At 67.3% G+C, this 21,718-nt stretch carries 22 protein-coding genes; 14 read left to right on the top strand and 8 right to left on the bottom strand.

Annotation, left to right across the window (positions count from 1 at the left end):
- The first annotated feature begins 17 nt into the window (after nt 1-17).
- Both mce and F3H32_RS06275 read left to right on the top strand, forming a co-directional pair.
- Nucleotides 18-422: a methylmalonyl-CoA epimerase gene (gene mce / locus F3H32_RS06280; RefSeq protein ID WP_149765100.1), complete on the top strand. Its 405-nt coding sequence runs from the start codon at nt 18-20 to the stop codon at nt 420-422.
- Entirely contained in the window at nt 422-682 is a 261-nt protein-coding gene (locus F3H32_RS06275) for a DUF1467 family protein (protein WP_115755056.1), read from the top strand. The genes mce and F3H32_RS06275 overlap by 1 nt, the downstream gene beginning before the upstream one ends.
- On the opposite strand, the gene F3H32_RS06270 is transcribed toward F3H32_RS06275, so the two are convergent.
- Both F3H32_RS06270 and F3H32_RS06265 read right to left on the bottom strand, forming a co-directional pair.
- The gene (locus tag F3H32_RS06270) at nt 648-1,352 is read right to left on the bottom strand and encodes an EI24 domain-containing protein (protein ID WP_223191359.1); all 705 of its coding nucleotides are present in this window, start codon (nt 1,350-1,352) and stop codon (nt 648-650) included. The two genes, F3H32_RS06275 and F3H32_RS06270, sit on opposite strands and share 35 nt — an antisense overlap.
- Nucleotides 1,349-1,915: a nitroreductase family protein gene (locus F3H32_RS06265; protein WP_149765099.1), complete on the bottom strand. Its 567-nt coding sequence runs from the start codon at nt 1,913-1,915 to the stop codon at nt 1,349-1,351. Before F3H32_RS06265 ends, F3H32_RS06270 begins: the two co-directional genes overlap by 4 nt.
- 106 nt (nt 1,916-2,021) lie before the next feature.
- Between F3H32_RS06265 and F3H32_RS06260 the strand changes: the two genes are divergently transcribed.
- Nucleotides 2,022-2,270, top strand: a complete 249-nt coding sequence (locus F3H32_RS06260; protein WP_149765098.1) for a DUF167 domain-containing protein — start codon at nt 2,022-2,024, stop codon at nt 2,268-2,270.
- On the opposite strand, the gene F3H32_RS06255 is transcribed toward F3H32_RS06260, so the two are convergent.
- Entirely contained in the window at nt 2,267-2,518 is a 252-nt protein-coding gene (locus F3H32_RS06255) for a hypothetical protein (RefSeq protein ID WP_149765097.1), read from the bottom strand. The genes F3H32_RS06260 and F3H32_RS06255 overlap by 4 nt on opposite strands.
- A 123-nt stretch (nt 2,519-2,641) precedes the next feature.
- Here F3H32_RS06255 and F3H32_RS06250 point away from each other — a divergent pair, with 123 nt between their 5' ends.
- Together F3H32_RS06250 and F3H32_RS06245 are read left to right on the top strand one after the other, a co-directional pair.
- On the top strand, nt 2,642-3,394 hold the full coding sequence (locus F3H32_RS06250) for a M48 family metalloprotease (protein ID WP_149765096.1): 753 nt from the start codon (nt 2,642-2,644) through the stop codon (nt 3,392-3,394).
- A 260-nt stretch (nt 3,395-3,654) separates the two neighbouring features.
- On the top strand, nt 3,655-3,951 hold the full coding sequence (locus F3H32_RS06245; RefSeq protein ID WP_223191358.1) for a hypothetical protein: 297 nt from the start codon (nt 3,655-3,657) through the stop codon (nt 3,949-3,951).
- Between the two features lie 4 nt (nt 3,952-3,955).
- On the opposite strand, the gene ilvN is transcribed toward F3H32_RS06245, so the two are convergent.
- The 3 genes from ilvN to F3H32_RS06230 form a co-directional block, all read right to left on the bottom strand.
- Complete coding sequence (gene ilvN / locus F3H32_RS06240; protein WP_149765094.1) at nt 3,956-4,516, bottom strand: acetolactate synthase small subunit; 561 nt, start codon at nt 4,514-4,516, stop codon at nt 3,956-3,958.
- Between the two features lie 15 nt (nt 4,517-4,531).
- A complete protein-coding gene (locus F3H32_RS06235) occupies nt 4,532-6,286 on the bottom strand; it encodes an acetolactate synthase 3 large subunit (protein ID WP_149765093.1) in 1,755 nt (584 codons plus the stop codon).
- A 165-nt stretch (nt 6,287-6,451) separates the two neighbouring features.
- Entirely contained in the window at nt 6,452-7,315 is an 864-nt protein-coding gene (locus tag F3H32_RS06230; protein ID WP_149765092.1) for an arginyltransferase, read from the bottom strand.
- Nucleotides 7,316-7,543: 228 nt separating this feature from the next.
- On the opposite strand from F3H32_RS06230, the gene F3H32_RS06225 reads away from it, so the two are divergent.
- Entirely contained in the window at nt 7,544-10,351 is a 2,808-nt protein-coding gene (locus F3H32_RS06225) for a [protein-PII] uridylyltransferase family protein (RefSeq protein ID WP_149765091.1), read from the top strand.
- A gap of 11 nt (nt 10,352-10,362) precedes the next feature.
- On the opposite strand, the gene F3H32_RS06220 is transcribed toward F3H32_RS06225, so the two are convergent.
- Complete coding sequence (locus tag F3H32_RS06220; RefSeq protein ID WP_149765090.1) at nt 10,363-12,435, bottom strand: glycosyltransferase family 2 protein; 2,073 nt, start codon at nt 12,433-12,435, stop codon at nt 10,363-10,365.
- A gap of 86 nt (nt 12,436-12,521) precedes the next feature.
- Nucleotides 12,522-13,670, bottom strand: coding sequence for a glutamine-hydrolyzing carbamoyl-phosphate synthase small subunit (gene carA, locus F3H32_RS06215; protein WP_149765089.1), 1,149 nt, complete (start codon nt 13,668-13,670; stop codon nt 12,522-12,524).
- A gap of 168 nt (nt 13,671-13,838) precedes the next feature.
- Between carA and F3H32_RS06210 the strand changes: the two genes are divergently transcribed.
- From F3H32_RS06210 to F3H32_RS06180, 8 genes are all read left to right on the top strand, one after another.
- Nucleotides 13,839-14,309 (top strand): GatB/YqeY domain-containing protein, encoded by a 471-nt coding sequence (locus tag F3H32_RS06210; RefSeq protein ID WP_149765088.1) that lies wholly within the window; start codon nt 13,839-13,841, stop codon nt 14,307-14,309.
- Nucleotides 14,310-14,513: 204 nt separating this feature from the next.
- Nucleotides 14,514-15,551, top strand: coding sequence for an NAD(P)-dependent alcohol dehydrogenase (locus tag F3H32_RS06205; protein WP_149765087.1), 1,038 nt, complete (start codon nt 14,514-14,516; stop codon nt 15,549-15,551).
- A gap of 4 nt (nt 15,552-15,555) precedes the next feature.
- On the top strand, nt 15,556-17,019 hold the full coding sequence (gene xylB / locus F3H32_RS06200; protein WP_149765086.1) for a xylulokinase: 1,464 nt from the start codon (nt 15,556-15,558) through the stop codon (nt 17,017-17,019).
- Between the two features lie 52 nt (nt 17,020-17,071).
- Nucleotides 17,072-17,209 (top strand): hypothetical protein, encoded by a 138-nt coding sequence (locus F3H32_RS17670; protein WP_188128603.1) that lies wholly within the window; start codon nt 17,072-17,074, stop codon nt 17,207-17,209.
- Nucleotides 17,210-17,257: 48 nt separating this feature from the next.
- Nucleotides 17,258-18,142: an AraC family transcriptional regulator gene (locus F3H32_RS06195; protein WP_149765085.1), complete on the top strand. Its 885-nt coding sequence runs from the start codon at nt 17,258-17,260 to the stop codon at nt 18,140-18,142.
- 99 nt (nt 18,143-18,241) lie between these two features.
- Nucleotides 18,242-19,147 carry an ABC transporter substrate-binding protein gene (locus tag F3H32_RS06190; RefSeq protein ID WP_149765084.1) on the top strand — a complete coding sequence of 302 codons (906 nt, stop codon included), beginning with the start codon at nt 18,242-18,244 and terminating at the stop codon, nt 19,145-19,147.
- Nucleotides 19,148-19,205: 58 nt separating this feature from the next.
- Nucleotides 19,206-20,717, top strand: a complete 1,512-nt coding sequence (locus tag F3H32_RS06185; protein ID WP_223191357.1) for a sugar ABC transporter ATP-binding protein — start codon at nt 19,206-19,208, stop codon at nt 20,715-20,717.
- Nucleotides 20,707-21,684, top strand: a complete 978-nt coding sequence (locus F3H32_RS06180; RefSeq protein ID WP_115755041.1) for an ABC transporter permease — start codon at nt 20,707-20,709, stop codon at nt 21,682-21,684. The genes F3H32_RS06185 and F3H32_RS06180 overlap by 11 nt, the downstream gene beginning before the upstream one ends.
- The last annotated feature ends 34 nt before the right edge of the window (nt 21,685-21,718 follow it).

Below are 21,718 nucleotides of genomic sequence, written 5' to 3'. Positions count from 1 at the left end.
CAAAGACGGAGGAAGTGATGATCGGACGCTTGAACCATGTCGCCATCGCCGTGCCCGACCTGAAGGCCGCGGCGGCGCAATATGAAAACAGCCTGGGCGCCAAGGTCGGCGCGCCGCAGGACGAGCCCGACCACGGCGTCACGGTGGTCTTCATCGAACTGCCCAACACCAAGATCGAACTGCTTTATCCCCTGGGCGAGAACAGCCCGATCCAGGGCTTCCTGGAAAAGAACCCTTCGGGCGGCATCCATCACATGTGCTTCGAGGTCGAGGACATCCTGGCCGCCCGCGACAAGCTGAAGGCCGAGGGTGCGCGCGTGCTGGGCACCGGCGAGCCCAAGATCGGCGCGCATGGCAAGCCGGTGCTGTTTTTGCACCCCAAGGACTTCAACGGCTGCCTGATCGAACTGGAGCAGGTCTGATGAGCCTGACCGGAGCGATCGTCCTTTATACCGTGCTGTGGTTTCTGGTGCTGTTCGTGCTGCTGCCCATCGGCCAGAAAAGCCAGGCAGATGTCGGCGAGGTGATGCCCGGCACCCCCGCCGGCGCCCCGCACGAGCCGAAGCTGAAGAAAAAGGCGCTGTGGGCGACGCTGATCGCCGCGCTGATCTGGGCGGTGATCGCCTTTGTCATCATGGCGGACATCATTACCCGCGCCGACCTGGAGGCCTGGACGCGCTGAGATGGTAAAGGTGGGTAAAGCCCGCCGCCGCCAGCACCGGAATGACCACGTTCAGCACCGGCACCGTCAGCAGCGCCGCGATCATCACCCCCAGGGTGGTGGTCTGCGCGGCCAGGCTGCGGCGCAGCGCGGTCGCCTGCGGCTCGTGCAGGTGCCGCCGGGCCGCCATCTGGAAGAACTCGCGGCCCAGCAGCCAGCCATTGCCGCCATAAAACAGCACCGGGGCCAGCGGGCCCAGGACGGGCGTCAGCACCAGCGTCGCCAGCGTGACCCCGATCACCGCGCCCATGACCGCCAGCGATTCCCATATCCCGTCCCAGAAATCCACCGCCAGCCCCATGGCGGCGGGGTAATGCGTGCGTTCGACCGCCTCCGAGACGCGTTCGGCAAACAGGCCGGAAAACCCCGCCGCGACCGGCGCCATCAGGAAAATGCTCATCAGCGGGAACAGCAGCAGCGAGCCCCAGGACAGGGTCGGCGCCAAAGGCACGGCGCCGATCCAGGGCAGGCTCAGCCGCTCGGGGGCCAGGGCGCGGATCGCCCAGAAGGCGCCGGCTTGCAGCGCGACGAACAGCAGCAGGGTCAGCGCAACCCCAAGCAGCACCACGCCCAGGATGCGGGGCCGCAGCAGATCGCCCCAGGCCAGCAGCAGCGCCCGCAGCGCCGTCACAGGAAGCTGGTCCTGGCCGCGACATCGGGGCGCGGGCGGTCGGGCGGCGTCGGGCCGCGCTGGCCGATATGCACCAGGCCCACGATGCGCTCGTCCGGGCCGACGCCCAGATGCGCGCCGGCGAAATCCGGCTCGGCCGCGGGGCCGGTCAGCCATGCCGCGCCATAGCCGGCCGCCAAGGCCGCGTTGACCAGCCCCAGGCAGACGGCGCCGGCCGACAGGAACTGTTCCCACCGCGGCACCTTGGCGCTTTCGACCGGGGCCGAGACCACCGCCACGATCAGCGGCGAGCCAAAACCCGAGCGGGCCTTTTCCGCCGCCGCCTCGTCGCCGCCCTGGGCCAGCACATGCCGGGCCAGAACCGGGGCCAGCCGGTCCAGCGTCGCGCGCTCCAGCACCGCGAAGCGCCAGGGCTCCAGCTTGCCATGGTCGGGCACGCGGGCCGCCAGTTCCAGCAGGTCCATCAATTCGGCGCGTGATGGCGCCGGGGCGGAAAGCAGCTTGGGCGGGTGCGAGCGGCGGGCCCGCAAAAAGGCCAGGGCGGCGGGATCGGCATGTTCCATTCGGTCCTCGTCATGTTCGCGCATAAGTCCGGTCCCCAGATAGCATGCCGGCCCGGCGATGCCAGCCGGGCATTGCCTTTTCCCGTGGACCCGGCTTCAAGAAGGCATGACCGACCTGACCCACCTTGCCCGGCCCGGCGCCGAAATCGCGGTGCGCGTCACCCCGCGCGCATCGCGCAACGCGGTGATCCTGGACGCAGGGACGATCCGCGTCACCGTCACCACGATCCCCGAGGACGGCAAGGCCAATGCCGCCGTGATCAAGCTTTTGGCCAAGGCGCTGGGCGTGGCCAAGTCGCGGCTGGTTCTGGTGCGCGGCGCCACCGGGCGCGACAAGCTGTTCCGCCTGGATTAATCGCGTTGCAGGCGATAGTTGCCCTCGGGCAGGTTCAGGGCGGCGCGCAGCTCTTCCAGTTGTTCGATGGTCAGCACGATCTGCGCCAGTTCGCCCGTGTCGGGGTCGAACTGCTCGATCACCACCCGGTCGTCGAAGCTGTGGATGGTCACATCCTCGTTCAGCGGCCGCGACCGGGCCTCGGACGGGGGAAGCTCGTCGATCAGGGTGATGACGGTCGCATCGAAATCATGTTCGATGGTGAACATGGCGCCTCCTTCCCGTTCCGCTTTCGCAACAATCGCGTGATATTGCGGCGGGGGCAACCCCAGGCCTTGGCGGCGCGGGAACGCCGCGGCTAAAGTGGCGCGAACAAGCATGCGAGGCGGCAGATGATCAGGATGTGGCAGGCGGTGGCGGCGGGGATGCTGGTCCTGGCGGGCTGTGCCGCCGCGCCGGTGCCGCAACCGGGCATCCCGCAGCGCAGCCTGCCCGATGTCGCCATCGTGCCGGCCCCGGACACGCCGGCGAACGCCTCGGCATCCGCGCGCACCTTCGTGTCGGTCGTCAGCCGCATGGAGCCGGCGGTCGAGCGGGAATGCCTGGAGCGCCGCACCCAGCCGATCAACTGCGACTTCCAGTTCGTCGTCGACGACCGCGCCGGGTTAGAGCCGAACGCCTTCCAGACCGTCGATGCGACCGGGCGGCCGATCATCGGCTTTACCCTGTCCCTGATCGGCGAGGCGCGCAACGCCGATGAGCTGGCTTTCGTCGTCGGGCACGAGGCAAGCCATCACATCCTGGGCCATATCAACCGCAAGACCGGCGCGGCGACGGTGGGGGCGGTGATCCTGGGCGGGCTGGCCAGCGCCTATGGCGGCGACCCCGAGGTGATTCGCACCGCGCAGGATTACGGCGCGCAGTTCGGCGCGCGCTATTATTCCAAGGATTGGGAACTCGAAGCCGATTACCTGGGCGCCATCATCACCCTGAATGCCGGTTTCGACCCCGAACATGGCGCGCTGTTCTTTGCCCGGATTCCCGATCCGGGCGACAAGATTCTGGGCACGCACCCGTCGCGCAGTGCCCGGATGGGACAGGTCGCGCGCGCCGTCGCCGACTACCGGGCCGGCCGGGTGCGATAAGCCATCCGGCCGCCGGCTTGCGGGGCGGGCATATTTTCCGTTGGAATCGCATAGCTGCATCAACAGCCTGTGGCGATAAAGCCTAATTTGCCTGCGACCTGCGGCAAACTGAACTGTTCCGCCAAAAATCCCTTTCATAGGCGAGAAATTGCCGATAGTTTCCCGCTTGGGTTGGATACGTCCATTGCCGGGCGGCTTGCTTTTTAGGAGCTTTCATGATCGGGGTTATTTTATGGAGCAGTCCTGCCAAGGAAAAAGCCGTGATCTGGTGCGAAGATCATGGGGCGCTGGCCTATCTTCAGGGCCGGGAGAACCTGTTTTCCCGCCAGGACTGGCCCGAGGCCGGCGATCTGGTCGAGCTTGAATTCGAAGTCCTGGCCGGGCTGCGCCACGCGCGCTTCGTCAGCCTGGTGACTGGCAATAAGCGTTCGGAACTGCCAAGCCTGCTGCGGGACATCGGCGACAAGCCTGCGCCGGCCCGCCCGGCGCTGCGCGTTATCTCGAACCCCGAGGACGAGGCGCCAGAGCGGCCGCTGAAACTGGCGGCCGCCCGCTGATCCCTTACGCGCCGCGCGCCAGGGCGGCGACGCCGGTGCGCGCCTGGTCCGACAGGCCCAGCGGGCGCATCAGATCGGCGAATGCGTCCAGTTTCTCGGGCGTGCCGGTGATTTCAAAGACAAAGCTTTCCAGCGTGGAATCCACCACGCTCGCGCGGAAGATCTCGGCAATGCGCAGGGCCTCGACCCGCTTGTCGCCCTTGCCCGTGACCTTGAGCAGGCCCAGTTCACGCTCGACGCTGGGGCCTTCGACGGTCAGGTCGTGGACCTCGTGCACCGGGACGATGCGGCCAAGCTGCGCCTTGATCTGTTCGATCACCGCCGGCGTGCCGCGGGTCACGATGGTGATGCGCGAACGGTGGCCCAGGTGGTCCACCTCGGCCACGGTCAGGCTGTCGATATTGTAGCCGCGCCCGGAAAACAGGCCGATGACGCGTGCCAGCACGCCCGGCTCGTTCTCGACCAGCACGGCCAGGGTATGGCTTTCGATGGTCTGGGCGTTCGGGTCGCGCAGGTCATAGGCCGAATGGCTGGATGCGCCCTTCTGGATGTTCAGTGCCGCCATGTTCTTCTCCTATCCTCAGACCAGGGCCGCGCCGGCGCCGGTGATGGCGCCTTCGGTCGATGCCTCGCCCAAGAGCATCTCGTTATGCGGCTTGCCCGAGGGGATCATCGGGAAGCAGTTCTCGTGCTTTTCGACCAGCACGTCCAGGATGAACGGGCCGTCATGGTCGATCATCTCCTGGATGGCCGCGTCCAGGTCGGCCGGGTCCGAGACGGTTCGCCCGCCGCAGCCGAAAGCCTCGGCCAGCTTGACGAAATCGGGCAGGCTTTCCGACCAGCTTTGGCTATAGCGTTCGCCATGCAGCAATTGCTGCCACTGCCGGACCATGCCCAGGCGTTCGTTGTTCAGGATGAACTGCTTGACCGGCGCGCGGAACTGCACGGCCGTGGACATTTCCTGCATGTTCATCAGCCAGGACGCTTCGCCCGCGACATTGATCACCAGCGCCTCGGGATGGGCGACCTGCACCCCGATCGAGGCGGGCAGGCCATAGCCCATCGTCCCCAGCCCGCCCGAGGTCATCCAGTGGTTCGGTTCCTCGAAATGCAGGAACTGCGCGGCCCACATCTGGTGCTGCCCGACCTCGGTGGTGAAATAGGGGTTGCGCGCGGCGGTCAGCGCCTGAAGGCGCTGCAAGGCGTGCTGCGGCTTGATGACCTTGTCCGAGTTGCGATAGCCAAGGCAGTCGCGCGCCTTCCATTGCTCGATCTGCGCCCACCAGGCGCGCAACCCTTCGGCATTGGTCTTGCGGCCGCGGGCCTTCCAGACCTTCAGCATGTCCTCCAGCACATGGCCGACATCGCCGACGATGGGCAAGTCGACATGGATCACCTTGTTGATCGAACTGGGGTCGATGTCGATCTGCGCCTTGACCGAGCCGGGGCTGAAATCCGCGACCCGCCCGGTGATGCGGTCGTCAAAGCGCGCGCCGACGGCGATCATCAGGTCGCAATCGTGCATGGCCATGTTGGCTTCGTACAGCCCGTGCATGCCTAGCATCCCGATCCAGCCCTGCCCCGAGGCCGGATAGGCCCCCAGCCCCATCAGGGTCGAGGTGACGGGAAAGCCGGTCGCATCCGCCAGTTCGCGCAGAAGCTGGCTGGCGCCGGGACCCGAGTTGATGACGCCGCCGCCGGTGTAGAAGATCGGCCGCTGCGCCGTCTCCATCCGCTCGACCAGGCGGGTGATGGTGGCCAGGTCGCCCTTTTTCGCCGGCTGGTAGCTGGGGGTTTCGATCTGCCTGGGCCCGACATAGTCGCCGGTGGCGAATTGCACGTCCTTGGGAATGTCGATCAGCACCGGCCCCGGACGGCCCGAGGTGGCGATGTGGAACGCCTTGTGGATCGTCGCCGCCAGTTGGTCGGTGTCCTTGACCAGCCAGTTATGCTTGGTGCAGGGGCGGGTGATGCCGATGGTGTCCGCTTCCTGGAAGCCATCGGTGCCGATCAGGAAGGTCGGGACCTGCCCGGTCAGCACGACGATGGGGATCGAATCCATCAGCGCATCGGTCAGCCCGGTGACGGCATTGGTCGCGCCCGGCCCGGACGTGACCAGCACCACTCCCGGCTTGCCGGTCGAGCGGGCATAGCCTTCGGCCATGTGGACGGCGCCCTGTTCGTGGCGCACCAGGATGTGCTTGATGTCGTTTTGCTGGAAAATCTCGTCATAAATGGGTAGCACCGCCCCGCCCGGATAGCCGAATACCGTATCGACGCCCTGATCGCGCAGAGCCTCGATAACCATCCTTGCACCCGTCATTTGTCGGGACATGCCCATTCTCCATCTCTGAAACAAAGCGCGGCAGGGGACTCGCCCCTGCTGCGTCGCGGGAAACTATTGGCGTGGGGCGGCGCGGTCAATGGCGTTTATCCAAGAATATGACCCGCTTCCGCAAAATATTGAAATAATCTTGCGAAACGAACGCGTCTTCGATAATTATCTCCGGCCCGAGGGCAGGCTGATCCGCGCCACCTGCTCGACGATCGGGTCGATGGACAGCGGATGGATGTCCGAACTGTGCTGCGCCGGGTCGCCGATCGGTTGCCAGACGCCGCCCTTATAGATCTCCAGCGCCGAAAATCTGGCTTTGTAGTCCATCTTGCGGCTGCCCGGCACCCAATATCCCAGATAGACAAAAGGCAGCCCGGCGCTGCGCGCCAGCTCGATATGGTCAAGGATGATATGCGTGCCCAGGCTCGCGCTTTCCAGCGCCGGATCGTAGAAGCTGTAGACCAGGCTCAGCCCGTCATCCAGCACGTCGGTCAGGCAGACCGCCGCCAGCCGGTCGCCGCCCGGCTGCGCCCCGCCCTGCTGGCCGTTCTCGGTGTCGTTCTCGGCGCCATGCGCGGTGCGATATTCGATGACGCGGGTGCGGACCGGCGTTTCCTCGATCATGGCGGCGAATTCGAAGATGTCCATGTCGGCCATGCCGCCATCGGCGTGGCGTTCGTCCAGATAGGCGCGGAACAGTTCATATTGCTCTTCGGTCGCCCAGGCGCTGGTGGCAAGCCGGCGCAGGCCGGTGTTCCGGCGCATCACCCGGCGCTGCGTGCGCGAGGGCTTGAAATCGGACGCGCGGATGCGCGCCGACATGCAGGCGACGCAGCTTTCGCAACTGGGCCGATACAGCACGTTCTGCGAGCGGCGAAAGCCCTGGCGCGACAAGGCGTTGTTCAGTTCGTTCGCGGCATCGCCCGCCAGGGCGGTGAACAGCTTGCGCTCGGCCCGGCCATGCAGATAGGGGCAGGGCTGCGGCGCTGTCACATAGAATTGCGGCGCATGGGGCAGGCTGTGCCGCATCAGCCCCGCCCCCGGCCCAGGGGGCGCGCCACGCCATGGGGCGCATATGGTCGGATGATTGTCATGTCGGCGCGCATCGGCGGCGGCTTGGGCTTTGCTGTCAATTGCACTTGGATCGAGCCTAGCAACAGTTGCCCTCCGCGCCAAGCATGGAAAACCGTAAGATTTGAACCAGCGGGTCCATCCGTGCGGCATTGACGCTGCGCCGGCCGCGGCTAGGCTGCGGCCATGGATTTCGCCGCCCGCATCACCCGACTGCCCCTTGCCGCCGATCCCGCCCGCGGCCTGTCCGCGCTGCAAGCGTCGGGGATCGCCGAACCTCGCCTTGGCGACCTGATCCGGGGGGCCGCGGGATGCAGCCCCTATCTGGCCGGGCTGGTCGAGCGCGAGGCGGACTGGCTGGCCGAGGCGCTGGCGCATGAGGATGTCGTCGCCCGCGAGACGGCGGGGTTCGAGGCGCTTGCCGCCGACGCCCTTGGCCCGGCCTTGCGCCGCGCCAAGCGGCGGGTGGCGCTGTGGGTGGCGCTGGCCGATCTGGGCGGGGTCTGGCGGCTGGAACAGGTGACGGGCGCGCTGACCGAACTGGCCGACCGCGCAACCGATCTGGCGTTGCGCGCCCATGTCGCGGCCGAAGGGGCGCGCGGCAAGCTGCCCGCCAATGCGGCCGACGCCGGCGGCATCGTGGCGCTGGCCATGGGCAAGATGGGCGCGGCGGAACTGAACTATTCCTCGGATATCGACCTGATCGTGCTTTACGACGACAGCGCTTATGCCCCCGACGATCAGCACGAGGCGCGGGCCAGCCTGATCCGCGCCACCCGAAAGGCGGCGGCGACGATTTCCGACAATACCGACCAGGGCTATGTCTTTCGCACCGATCTGCGGCTGCGGCCCGATGCCGCGGTGACGCCGGTCTGCATCTCGATCTCGGCGGCGCTGGCCTATTACGAGGCCGAGGGTCGCACCTGGGAACGCAGCGCCTATATCAAGGCGCGGCCCTGCGGCGGCGACCTGGCGGCGGGGGCGCGCTTCTTGCGGGAATTGCGGCCCTTTGTCTGGCGGCGGCACCTGGATTTCGCCGCGATCCGTGACGCGCATGACATGCGGCTGCGCATCCGCGACCACAAGGGGCTGCACGGCCGCATCGAGCTGCCGGGGCACGACATGAAGCTGGGCCAGGGCGGCATCCGCGAGATCGAGTTCTTCACCCAGACCCGGCAGTTGATCGCCGGCGGCCGCGATCCCGACCTGCGTGCGCGCGGCACGGTCGAGGGGCTGGCGCGGCTGGCCGAAAAGGGCTGGGTGCCGCCCGAGGTGGCCCAGGAACTGACCGCGCATTACCGCGAGCATCGCGAGATCGAGCATCGCATCCAGATGGTGAACGATGCGCAAAGCCATTCGCTGCCGAATTCGGCCGAGGGGCTGGACACCATCGCCCGCATGATGGGCGAGGGGGACACCGCCGCCTGGTCGGCGCGGCTGGCCGGCCGGCTGGCGCGGGTCGAGGCGCTGACCGGCGCCTTTTTCGCGCCCGGCGAAAGCCGCGCCCGCCCGGCGCTGTCGCCCGAGGCCCAGGCGCTGGTCGAGGGCTGGCGCAGCTATCCCGCCCTGCGTTCGGCCCGCGGCCGCGAGGTCTTTGCCCGGATCGAGCCCGATCTGCTGACCCGGCTGACCGCCGCCGCCCATGTCGAGGAAGCGCTGGCGCGCTTCGATGCCTTCCTGGCCGGATTGCCTGCCGGGGTTCAGCTTTTCTCGCTTTTCGAGGCCAATCCGCAACTGATCGACCTGATTGCCGACATCTGCGGCACCGCGCCGCGGCTTGCCGCCTATCTGGCGCGCCACCCCGAGGTGCTGGACGGGGTGCTTGCCGGCAGCTTCTTCAGCGCCTGGCCGGGTGCGGCCGGGCTGCGCCGTCAACTGGATCAGGTGCTGGAACAGGCGCTGGGCGCCCCGAACGGCGGCTATGAACAGGCGCTGGACGCGGCGCGGCGCTGGGCGCATGAGGCGCAGTTCCGCGTCGGCGTTCATCACCTGCGCAACCTGATCGGCGCCGAGGAGGCGGGCGGTCAATATGCCGATGTGGCCGATGCCGCGGTGGCCGGCCTGTTCCCGGTCGTCGCGGCCGAGTTCGCCCGCCGCCACGGGCCACCGCCGGGCCGCGGGGCGGTCGCCCTGGGCATGGGCTCGCTGGGCGCGCGGCAGTTGAACGCATCTTCGGACCTGGACCTGATCGTGATCTACGACGCGGCCGGGCAAGAGACGTCCGAGGGGCCCAAGCCCCTGGCCACGCGGGCCTATTACGCGCGGTTGACCCAGGCGATGATCACCGCGCTTTCCGCCCCGACCTCGGCCGGGCGGCTTTACGAGGTGGATATGCGGCTGCGTCCTTCGGGGCGGCAGGGGCCGGTGGCGACGGCGCTGCAAGGCTTTCGCGACTACCAGATGGCCGAGGCGTGGACCTGGGAACATCTGGCGCTGACCCGCGCGCGGGCGATCGGCACCTGCGGGCCCGATGCCCCGGCGCTGGCCGATGAGGTCGAGGCGCTGCGCGTCGAGGTGTTGCAAACCCGCGGCACCGATCCGCGGGTGATGCCGGACCTGGCCGGGATGCGGGCGCGGATCTTTGCCGCCAAGCCCCCCGACGGCGCCTGGGAGGCCAAGATCGGCCGCGGTCGGTTGCAGGATATCGAACTTTTGGCGCAAAGCATGGCGCTGCGTGCCGGGTCGCCGGCGCGGGGCGCGCAGGCGCAATTGCGCAGCGGCCCGCGCGCCGGGCTGATCGGCCGGGCCGAGGCCGAAAGCCTGGCTTCGGCGCGGCGCTTCTTGTGGAACCTGCAATGCGCGGGGCGGCTTCTGACCGAAAAGCCGCTGGACATGGACAGTCTTGGCAAGGGCGGACAGGCGTTTCTTTTGCGCGAGACCGGCACAGGCTCGCTGGAGGAACTGGCGCAGCGCCTGGCCGAAACCGTCAGGACCGCGGGCGCCATCATCGACGGCGTGCTGGCCGGGATCCAGGCGGGGGCGCAGGCGCAATAGCATCATCGGCCCTAGCCGATCCGGCCCAGCAGGGGCACCCGCCGCGGCTGTCCCTGGGCTGCGGCTGGTGCAGGCCCCGGCGGGCCGGGCGGTTGCTTGTGCAAGGGCAGCAGCTTGCCGGCGGGGGCGGCGACGGGATCCGTTGCCTCCTCTTGCCCGGCCTCGAAGATGCCGTGCTGCGTCTTGTCCCAGTAAAAGGGCTTGACCAGCATTTCATACATCGCCTTCCACGCGGCCAGGCAGCCCAGCGGGAAATACAGATGCAGCGTGGGCACCCAGGCCATCAGGTGGCGGTGCGGCCCCCGCACGGCCCAAAGCCCGATGGCGATGTTGAGCAGTTCCGAAACCATGAACAGCGCAAACAGGACGGCGATGGCATGGCCGCCCAGCATTTCCGACAGCACGGGGCGCATCGGATGCGGCAGCCCAAGCGCGAAAAGCCAGAAGCTCCACAGCACCGGGGCCAGCAAATATTGCGAGACCGAGGCGAAAAGCTGCACCTGCAAGCCGATGAAGCGCCGCGCCCCCAGGTCGCGCCACAGCGCCCGCGGGTCGCGCATATGCACCCCCCAGGTCATGGCAAAGCCCTTGAGCCAGCGCGAGCGCTGCTTGACCCAGGGGATCAGCCGGCAATTCGCCTCTTCATGGGTCACGGTGTCCAGCATCTGCGTGCGATAGCCGCGCCGGGTCAGGCGCACGCCCAGATCGGCATCCTCGGTCACGTTCCAGGCATCCCAGGCGCCGACCTCTTCCAGCGCGTCGCGGCGAAAGAACAGCGTCGTTCCCCCCAGGGGGACCACCAGGTCCAGCGCCGCCGCCCCGGCCAGCGTGCCGCGGAACCAGGACGCGTATTCGATGGTGAACGCGCGGGCCAGCCAGTTGGTGCGCGGGTTGTAATAGTCCAGCACGCCTTGCAGGCAGACAACCTCGGGCGGGGCAAAGTGAAAGCCGCGCGCGACCTTGTGGAGCTGGTCGGGCTCGGGCCGGTCCTCGGCATCCCAGACCCCGATGATCGAGCCGCGGCAGAAGTTCAGCGCGTAGTTCAGCGCCCGCGGCTTGGTGCGCACCGGCCCGTCGGGCACCTTGACCACCCGCAGCCAGCGCGGCAGCCGGACCCCCTCCAGCGCGTCGCAGGTGACGCGGTCGGTTTCCTCGATCACGATCAGGATATCGGTCAGTTCGCGCGGGTAATCCAGCCGCGACAGCCGGCCGATCAGCTTTTCGGCGATGTCGGCTTCGGCGAACAGCGGCACCATGACCGAAATCACCGGCAGGGGCGCCGTCATCTGTGGCGGCGAAAGCCGGGCGCCCGCCACGGCCTGGGCCTGGGCGCGACCTTGGCGCTGCTGGCGCAGGATGGCCGCGAAGGAAAGACCCTTCAGCATGGCCGAGGCGATCAGCGTCAACACCGCCCAGCCCGTCAGCAGGGCGACCACCGCCACCGGCGCCAGCGCCAGCCCCAGCACGACCGCGGCGATCAGGACCGCGGCCATCCGCCCAAAACGGCCCTCATTGCGGGTACGGCAGCTTTCCCCGGCGGGGACACGGGTTTCCGCCTGGCGGATCAGCGCGGTGCGGCGCAGAGCCAGGATCGCCTCGCGCGCGGCGTTTTCCGAACAGAGCAGCATGCGCACCGGCCCGAAATCCTGTGGCAGGCGGTCTTGCAGCGCCGCGAACCCTTCGGGCCGGGCGGTGGCGATGAAGGTCACGCCGCCGACGCGCCGCCACGGCACCACGGCTTCGGCCAGGCAAAGCTGCGCGCCCATGGCGTCCACCAGCCGCGGGTCGGGCGGCAGCGCCCCCAGGTCCAGCAGGCTGGCCCGCCATTGCCGCGACAGGGCGCGCATGAGCGCGTCTTCCCGGACCCAGCCATGCGCCAGCAAAATCTCGCCCAGGCGCGCGGATTGGCGCTGGCGCATGACCAGCGCCCGAAGCAGGTCGCGCGGATCGACCGCGCCATCCTCGATCAGGATCTGGCCCAGCGGGCGCAGGTCGCGGGCCGACACCACCGTTTCGGCGGCAACGGGGGCGGCAAGGGGAACGGGTGCGTCCCGACGGGGCCTGATGGGGGCGATGCGGGCCATGCGCGATTCCCGGTCCTGGTCATTTCCGACCCCCTCTGTGGCATGCCGAGGGTTAAGAACGGGTTAATCGCGCCTTGGCCCCGGCATTATCCGCGGCGGCTGCGCATCGCCTCGGTAAAGCGTTCGAACAGATGAGCGCTGTCCTGGGGACCGGGGCTGGCCTCGGGGTGGTATTGCACGGAAAACACCGGCTTGCCGGCGACGCGCAGCCCGCAGTTCGAGCCGTCGAACAGGCTGACATGGGTTTCGATCACACCCTCGGGCAGGGTTTGGGCATCCACGGCAAAGCCGTGGTTCATCGACGTGATCTCGACCTTGCCGGTTTCAACGTCCTTGACCGGATGGTTGGCGCCGTGATGGCCGTGGTTCATCTTTACCGTATCGGCCCCCAGCGCCAGCGCCAGCATCTGGTGGCCCAGGCAGATGCCAAAGATCGGCAGGTCGCGGTCCAGCAGTTCCCGGATCATCGGCACGGCATATTCGCCGGTGGCGGCCGGATCGCCTGGACCGTTCGACAGGAAGATGCCCTCGGGGTTGTGGGCCAGCACCTCTTCGGCGGTGGCGGTGGCGGGCAGGACCGTCACCTCGGCGCCGCTTTGCGCCAGCGAGCGCAGGATGTTGCGCTTTGCGCCGTAATCGACGGCCACGACGCGGAGGGGGGCCTTTCCGTCCGGCTGGCCGAAGCTGCCCGGCCAGGACCACATCCCTTCGGTCCAGCGATAGCTTTGCCGGCAGCTCACCTCCTTGGCAAGGTCCAGCCCGACGATGCCCTTCCACTCGCGCGCCTTGGCGACCATGGCGGCGATGTCGAAATCGCCCTGCGGATCATGGGCCAGGACGACATGCGGCGCGCCCTGCTGGCGGATCGCGCGGGTCAGCCGGCGGGTGTCGATGCCGCCGATGCCGATGCGGCCGCGCCGCGCCATCCAGTCGACCAGGTCGGCGCTGGCGCGCCAGTTCGACGGCTCGGTCGGGTCCCATTTCACCACGATGCCCGCCGCGACCGGATCGGCGGATTCGTCATCCTGTTCGGTGACGCCGGTATTGCCGATATGGGGAAAGGTAAAGGTCACGATCTGGCTGGCATAAGAGGGATCGGTCATGATCTCCTGATAGCCGGTCATCGCGGTGTTGAAGACCAGTTCGGCCACCACTTCCCCGACCGCGCCGAAGCCATGGCCGTGGAACACGGTGCCGTCGGCAAGCGCAAGACATGCGGTCGGTTTCTGGGGCATCGTCACTCTCCGGGTAAATCGGCGGGAACCTAGGGAAAGGCCAGGCGGGCGTCAAGGCGCGAAGGGGACCCTGCACGGAACTTTGACGCATGGCCGGGGTTGACGCCACGGCTTGACTGCGGGAACCAAGCCGGGCACCACCCGGCCAAACGGACAAGCGAGGATCAGATGGGACTGCGCGAACGCATTCTGGCCGACACGAAAGAGGCGATGAAGGCCAGGGACACGGCACGCCTTTCGACATTGCGGCTGATCTCGGCCGCGATCAAGGATCGCGAGATCGCCGCCCGCGGCGAAGTCGAAGGCGGCGACGAGGCCGGGCTGACCGATGCCGACCTGACCGCCATCCTGTCCAAGATGGTCAAGCAGCGTCAGGAATCGGCGAAAGCCTATGAAGAAGGGGGGCGGCTGGAGCTGGCCGAGCGGGAACTGGACGAGATCAAGGTGATCCAGCCCTATCTGCCGCGCCAGCTTAACGAGGATGAGACGCGGGCGGCCATCGACAAGGCCATTGCCGAACTGGGCGCCGGGTCGATCCGCGACATGGGCCGGGTGATGGCCGAGTTGCGCGCCCGCCATGCCGGGCAGATGGATTTCGGCGCCGTCGGCCCCATGGTCAAGGACCGGCTGATGAAGTGACGGCCTGATTCTGTGTGCGAAGCGGCTGCCCGGCCCATCCGCGCGCAGGCCGCATCCTTTTCCCGATCCGCCCCTGATACAATTATTCCGGATATGGGCAAAAGCCCGCGCAAGGCGCGGGTTTCTGTTTACAACCGGCCCGACTCGCCGCCAAAGACGCCGTAAGGGCGCCCCAGGGCGGCGCGGCCATCAGGAGGACGGGCGATGAAGGCATTGGTGCTGGAAGAAAAGGGCAGGCTGTCGCTGCGGGATTTCGACATTCCCGGCCGGCTTGGCCCCAGGGACGTGCGGATCAAGACCCATACGGTCGGTATCTGCGGCTCGGACGTGCATTATTACACCCATGGCAAGATCGGGCATTTCGTCGTGCGCGAGCCGATGGTGCTGGGGCACGAGGCCGCGGGCACGGTGATCGAGGCCGGGGCCGAGGTCGCGCATCTGAAACCGGGCGACCGGGTGTGCATGGAGCCGGGGATACCCGATCCAACCTCGCGCGCGGCCAAGCTGGGGATCTACAACGTCGATCCGGCCGTCAGCTTCTGGGCCACGCCGCCGGTGCATGGCTGCCTGACGCCCGAGGTCATCCACCCCGCCGCTTTTACCTATAAGCTGCCCGACAATGTCAGCTTTGCCGAAGGCGCGATGGTGGAACCCTTTGCCATCGGCATGCAGGCGGCCTTGCGCGCGCGTATCCAGCCGGGCGACCTGGCGGTGGTCACGGGTGCCGGTCCCATCGGCATGATGGTGGCGCTGGCGGCGCTGGCCGGCGGTTGCGCGCGGGTGATCGTCGCGGATCTTGCCCAGCCCAAGCTGGACATCATCGGCGCCTATGACGGGATCGAGACCGTGAACATCCGCAACCGCCCGCTGGCCGAGGCGGTGGCCGAGGCGACCGACGGCTGGGGCGCCGACATCGTCTTCGAATGTTCGGGCGCGGCGCCGGCGGTGCTGTCTATGCACCAGCTTGCACGTCCGGGCGGCGCCATCGTGCTGGTCGGGATGCCGGTCGATCCGGTGCCGGTGGACATCGTGGGCCTGCAAGCCAAGGAGCTGCGGGTGGAAACGGTGTTCCGCTATGCCAATGTCTATGACCGGGCGATTGCGCTGATCGCCTCGGGCAAGGTGGATCTCAAGCCGCTGATCTCGGCCTCGATCCCGTTTCAGGACAGCATCGCCGGTTTCGACCGCGCCGCCCAGGCGCGCGACACCGACGTGAAGCTGCAAATCGTCATGCCGGAGTAAGGCCATGTATCTGGGGATCGACCTGGGCACCTCGGGCATCAAGGCGATGCTGGTGGACGAGACCTTTGCGACCGTGGGCGTGGCCCATGCGGCGCTGACCGTCAGCCGCCCGCATCCCGGCTGGTCCGAACAGGCGCCCGCCGACTGGATCGCCGGGGCCGAGGCGGCGATCGGGGCGCTGCGGCGCGATTATCCGCAGGACATGGCGCGGCTTCAGGCCATCGGCCTGTCCGGGCACATGCACGGGGCCACGCTGCTGGACGCATCGGACCAGGTGCTGCGGCCCTGCATCCTGTGGAACGACGGCCGCTCTGGTCCGCAATGCGCCGAACTGACCGTGCGCGCCGATTTCCACGGCATCGCCGGCAACCTGGTCATGGCGGGTTTTACCGCGCCCAAGCTGCTGTGGGTGGCGCAGAACGAACCCGCGATCTTTGCGCGTGTCGCCAAGGTGCTGCTGCCCAAGGATTACCTGCGGCTGTGGCTGACGGGCGAGCATGTCGCGGAAATGTCGGACGCCGCGGGCACGCTGTGGCTGGACGTGGGCCGGCGCGACTGGTCGGATGCGCTGCTGGCCGCGACCGGGCTGACCCGCGCCCAGATGCCGCGGCTGGTCGAGGGCAGCGAGGTTTCCGGCCACCTGCGCGCCGATCTGGCGGAACGCTGGGGCATCCCGCGCGTGCCGGTGGCAGGCGGCGGCGGCGACAATGCCGCCACGGCCTGCGGCATGGGGGTGATGACCCCCGGCACCGGCTTCTTATCGCTGGGCACCTCGGGCGTGCTGTTCGCCGCGACCGCATCTTACGCGCCGAATACCGGCGATGCGGTGCATACCTTTTGCCATGCGGTGCCGGATACCTGGCACCAGATGGGGGTGATCCTGTCGGCGACCGACAGCCTGACCTGGCTGGCCGAGATCACCGGGAAAACTGTGCCCGAGCTTGCGGCGATGGTGGGCGATGATGTGACGGCGCCCGCGCCGGTCACGTTCCTGCCCTATCTGTCGGGCGAGCGCACGCCGCTGAACGACCCCGACGCGACCGGGGCTTTCCTGGGCCTGCGCCGCGCCACCGGGCTGGCCGATCTGGCGCAGGCGGCGATGGAAGGCGTGGCCATGGCGTTTACCGACTGCGTCCATGCCCTGCGCAAGGCCGGCACCCCCATCGAGGCCGCCTATGCGGTGGGCGGCGGTGCGCGGTCGCGGGCCTGGCTGCGCATCATGGCCTCGGCCACCGGGCTGACGCTGCTGGAGCCCGAGGACGGCGATTTCGGCGCGGCCTTCGGGGCGGCGAAGCTGGCGGCGGCCTGCGCGACGGGCGACATCTCGGCCCGCATCTTTGCCCAGCCGGCCGTTCGCTCTGAAGTTGTGCCAAATCCTGAACTGGCGGCAGCCTATGCGGAAAAGTATGAAATCTATCATGCTGCTTATCCGCATCTGCGCGACCTGGCCTCGGCGCGCGCAAAATAGCGCCGGCGCCAGGTTTTTGCGGAAAACCAAGCCTGTTTCGCCGCGCCGCAGCATGGATTTTCTGCTGCGCAGCATGTTTGGGCGGCGGCGCTTTGCGGTCGGCTCTTCATTTCCTGAACCGACCAGTGCAAAAAAGTATCGGTATTTTTTTGGCCCTGATGTGGAGCGCGGGCGCACATCGGGCCTATGATTCCCGGACGTCCCGCGGCGGGTCCGCGCGGCGTGCAGGAGGAAGGCGATGCAACCCGATCTGGAACTGGTCCACATCCGCAAGGGCGAATCCTTCGCCGCGTGGATGCATGGCTATCCGTTCCGCACCGTGCGCTGGCATTACCATCCCGAATACGAAATCCACCTGGTCGTCGCCACCTCGGGCACGTTTTACATCGGCGACCATGTCGGCAGCTTCCAGCCCGGCCAGTTGATCATGACCGGCCCGAACCTGCCGCAGAACTGGATCAGCGACATCGCGCCGGGCGAGGCGGTGCCCCTGCGCTCGCTGGTGATCCAGTTCCCCGAGGCGTTCATCGACGAAGCCAGCGCGGCCATGTCCGAGATGCAGGCCCTGCGGCCGCTTCTGGAACGCTCGCGCCGCGGCTTGCTGTTCGACGACGAGACCAGCGCCCGCGTCCGCCCGCTGATGGAACGGCTGATCGAAGCCGAGGGGCTGCGCCGCCTGGCGCTGTTCTGGGAGATTCTGGACCTGCTGGCCCATGCGCCGGAATACGAGGTGCTGGCCAGTCTCAGCTTTGAGCTGGACCTGACGCGCATCCACGACGGCGGCATCAATCGCGCGCTCAGCTATCTGCGCGAGCATCTGACCGAACAGGTCGAGGAAAGCGAACTGGCCGGCCTGGTCGGGCAAAGCCAAAGCGCCTTTTCCCGTGCTTTCAAGCGCCATACCGGCACGACGCTGGTGCGCTATCGCAACCAGCTACGCATCGACCTGGCCTGTCAGATGCTGCTGACCGATCCCGACATCAAGGTGGCCGAGATCTGCTACGACGTCGGGTTTTCGAACCTGTCGAACTTCAACCGGCATTTCCTGAAGCTCAAGGGAATGTCGCCCTCGCAGTTCCGCGCGACGTTCGCGGCGCAAAAGGCGCTGGTCATGGCGGACTGACAGGGACGCAATATCGCGACTTTCACCAATTCGGGCGGCGTGCCGCCACCCGGAGACGCGCAGGCCTTGCCTGCTTTACTCAGATGGGAGGGAACCCTGATGAAATCGAAACTTCTGACCGCCTCGGCCGCGCTTGCGCTGGTTGCGGCCCCGGCGCTGGCTCAGGACAAGCTCAAGATCGGCATGACCTTCCAGGAGCTGAACAACCCCTATTTCGTGTCCATGCAAGAGGCGCTGAACGAAGCCGCCGCATCCTTGGGCGCCGAGGTGGTCGTGACCGATGCCGGCCATGACGTCGCCAAGCAGCTTTCCGATGTCGAGGACATGCTGCAACAGGATATCGACATCCTGCTGCTGAACCCGACCGACAGCGCCGGGATCGAGGCCGCCGTGCACGCCGCCAAGGCCGCCGGCGTGACCGTGGTCGCAGTCGATGCGAACGCGAACGGCCCGGTCGATACCTTCGTCGGCTCCAAGAACCGCGATGCGGGCTATATGTCGTGCAAATACCTGGGCGATGCCCTGGGCGGCAAGGGCGAGGTCGCGATCCTGGACGGCATCCCGGTGGTTCCGATCCTGCAACGCGTCGAAGGCTGCAAAGCCGCGCTGGAAGAGTTCCCGGATATCCAATTGGTCGATACCCAGAACGGCCGCCAGGACCGCTCGGTCGCGCTTGGCGTGGTCGAGAACATGATCCAGTCGCATCCGAACCTGGCCGGCCTGTTCTCGGTCAACGACGGCGGCGCCATGGGCGCGCTGGCAGCGATCCAAGGCTCGGGCAAGGATATCAAGCTGACCTCGGTCGATGGCGCGCCGGAAGCGGTCAAGGCGATCACCGAAGGCGGCCCCTTCATCGAGACCACCGCGCAATTCCCGCGCGACCAGGTCCGTGTCGGCCTGGCCATGGCGCTGGCGCAGAAATGGGGCGCGCGCGTGGTGCCGAAGGAAGTGCCGATCGACGTGATGGTCGTGGACAAGGAAAACGCAGCCGATTTTAGCTGGTAAGGGTTCATCCCCATTCCCGTCCCCGCTTGCTGCGGGGACGGGGCTTTCCCGGCGATCCATGAGGGGCATCATGCTGGAACTGAACGGTATCCGAAAAAGCTTCGGCAAGATCGAGGTCCTGCACGGCGTCGATCTGGAGGTCCGCGCGGGCGAGGTCCATGCCCTTCTGGGCGAGAACGGCGCCGGCAAGTCCACGCTGATGAAGATCCTGTGCGGCATCCTCCAGCCCAGCGAGGGCACGATCCGCATCGAAGGGACCGAGCGCCAGTTCGCCGATTACGACCAGGCCATCGCCGCGGGCATCGGCATCGTGTTCCAGGAATTCAGCCTGATCCCTTATCTGGACGCGGTGGAAAACATGTTCCTGGCGCGCGAGATGCGCGGACGCTTCGGCACGCTGGACCGCAAGGCGATGCGCGCCCGCGCCGCCCAGATCATGCGCCAACTGGCGGTGGACGTGCCGCTGGACGTGCCGGTCCATCGCCTGTCCGTGGCCGAGCAGCAATTCGTCGAGATCGCCAAGGCGCTATCGCTTGATGCCCGCATCCTGGTCCTGGACGAACCCACCGCGACCCTGACCCCCTCCGAGGTCGAGCACCTGTTCAAGGTCATGCGCGAATTGCGCCGTCAGGGCGTGGCGATCATCTTCATCTCGCATCACCTTGAGGAAATTTTCGAGATCTGCGACCGTATCACCGTGCTGCGCGACGGCGAATTCGTCGCCTCTTGCGCGGTATCCGAGGTGGACAACGACCGGCTGGTCGAAATGATGGTCGGCCGGCGGATCGAGAACAACTTCCCGCCCAAGCCCGCCCCTTCGGCCGCCCCCGTGGTGGTCGAGGTCGAGGAGGTGCAGTTGAAAAAGGGCGGCCCGGTGTCGCGCTTTGCCCTGCGCCGGGGCGAGATCCTGGGCTTTGCCGGCCTGGTCGGCTCGGGCCGCACGGAAACCGTGCTGGCGATGCTGGGCGCCGGCCCCGCGCAACGCTGCAAGGTCAAGGTGGACGGGGCCGAGAAACGCTTTCGCGGCCCCGACGAGGGGCTGGCGCATGGCATCGGCCTGCTGCCCGAAAGCCGCAAGGAACAGGGGCTGATCACCAGCTTTTCCATCCTGCAAAACGTTTCGCTGAACAATTACGGCAAGTATCGCAAGAACCACTGGTTCATCGACCTGAAAAAGGAACTGGCCGCGACCACGGCGGCGATGGCGCAGGTCCGCGTCAAGGCGCAGGGACCGCATGCCCGCGTCGACACGCTGTCGGGCGGCAACCAGCAAAAGGTGGTCATCGCCCGCTGGCTGAACCACGACATGCAGGTGCTGATCTTCGACGAGCCGACGCGCGGCATCGACGTCGGCGCCAAGGCGGAAATCTATGCCTTGATGCGCGAATTCACCGCCAGGGGCGGCGCCATCATCATGATCTCGTCCGAACTGCCCGAGGTGATCGGCATGTCCGACCGGGTCTGCGTGTTCCGTTCCGGCGGGATCGTGGCCACGGTCGAGGGCGACGAGATCGAATCCGAAACCATCATGACCCATGCCACGACCGGGAGAGTTGACCATGTCGCATGACGCAAACACCGGCGCGGCCGGGAAAACCGGCGGCTTCTCGTTCGGCCGCCTGCTGCATTCGCCGCTGGCGCTGCCGCTGATCGGGCTGATCGTCGTTTCGGTGCTGATGGGGCTGGCAAGCGACAGTTTCTTCAGCCTCAGCAACATCATGAACGTGCTGCGCCAGGTGTCGGTCGTCGGCATCCTGGCCGTGGGCATGAGCTTCGTGATCCTGACCGGCGGCATCGACCTGTCGGTCGGCGCGGTCATGGCGCTGGTCGGCACGCTCAGCGCCGGGCTGATGGTCAATACCGGACTGCCCGCGCCGGTGGCGCTGCTGGCCGGGCTGGGCATCGGGCTGGGCATCGGGCTGGCCAATGGCGTGCTGGTCGCCTGGGGCCGGATGCCGGCGATCATCGTCACGCTGGCCACCATGGGCATGGCCCGCGGGCTGGGCCTGATCTATTCCGGCGGCTATCCGATCAGCGGCATCCCCAGCTGGATTTCCTGGTTCGGGGTGGGCCGCGTCGGCGTGGTGCCGGTGCCGGTCATCGTCATGGTGGTGATCTATGCGCTGGCCTGGGTGCTGTTGCAGCGCACCGCCTTTGGCCGCCATGTCTATGCGCTTGGCGGCAACGAGACCGCGGCGCGGCTGTCGGGGGTCAAGACCCAGCGGGTCAAGCTGGCGGTCTATGGCATCTCGGGCCTGACCTCGGCATTCGCCGCGGTGATCCTGACCGGCCGGCTGATGAGCGGCCAGCCCAATGCCGGCGTGGGGTTCGAACTGGACGCCATCGCCGCGGTGGTGCTGGGCGGCACCGCGATTTCCGGCGGCCGGGGCCTGATCCTGGGCACGCTGATCGGCGCGGTGCTGCTGGGCATCCTGAACAACGGCCTGAACCTGATGGGCATCAACCCCTATCTTCAGGACGTCATCAAGGGCGCGATCATCCTCTTGGCCATCTATATCGGGCGCGAATGGCGCTAGACCCCGCCCGCACCATACCGAAGACAGGAGAACG

This window comes from Paracoccus thiocyanatus (assembly GCF_900156255.1).
In the GTDB taxonomy this organism is placed as follows: Bacteria; Pseudomonadota; Alphaproteobacteria; order Rhodobacterales; family Rhodobacteraceae; genus Paracoccus; species Paracoccus thiocyanatus.
Note: the sequence above shows the minus strand (reverse complement) of the source record. Positions and strands in the feature narration are given on the sequence as shown.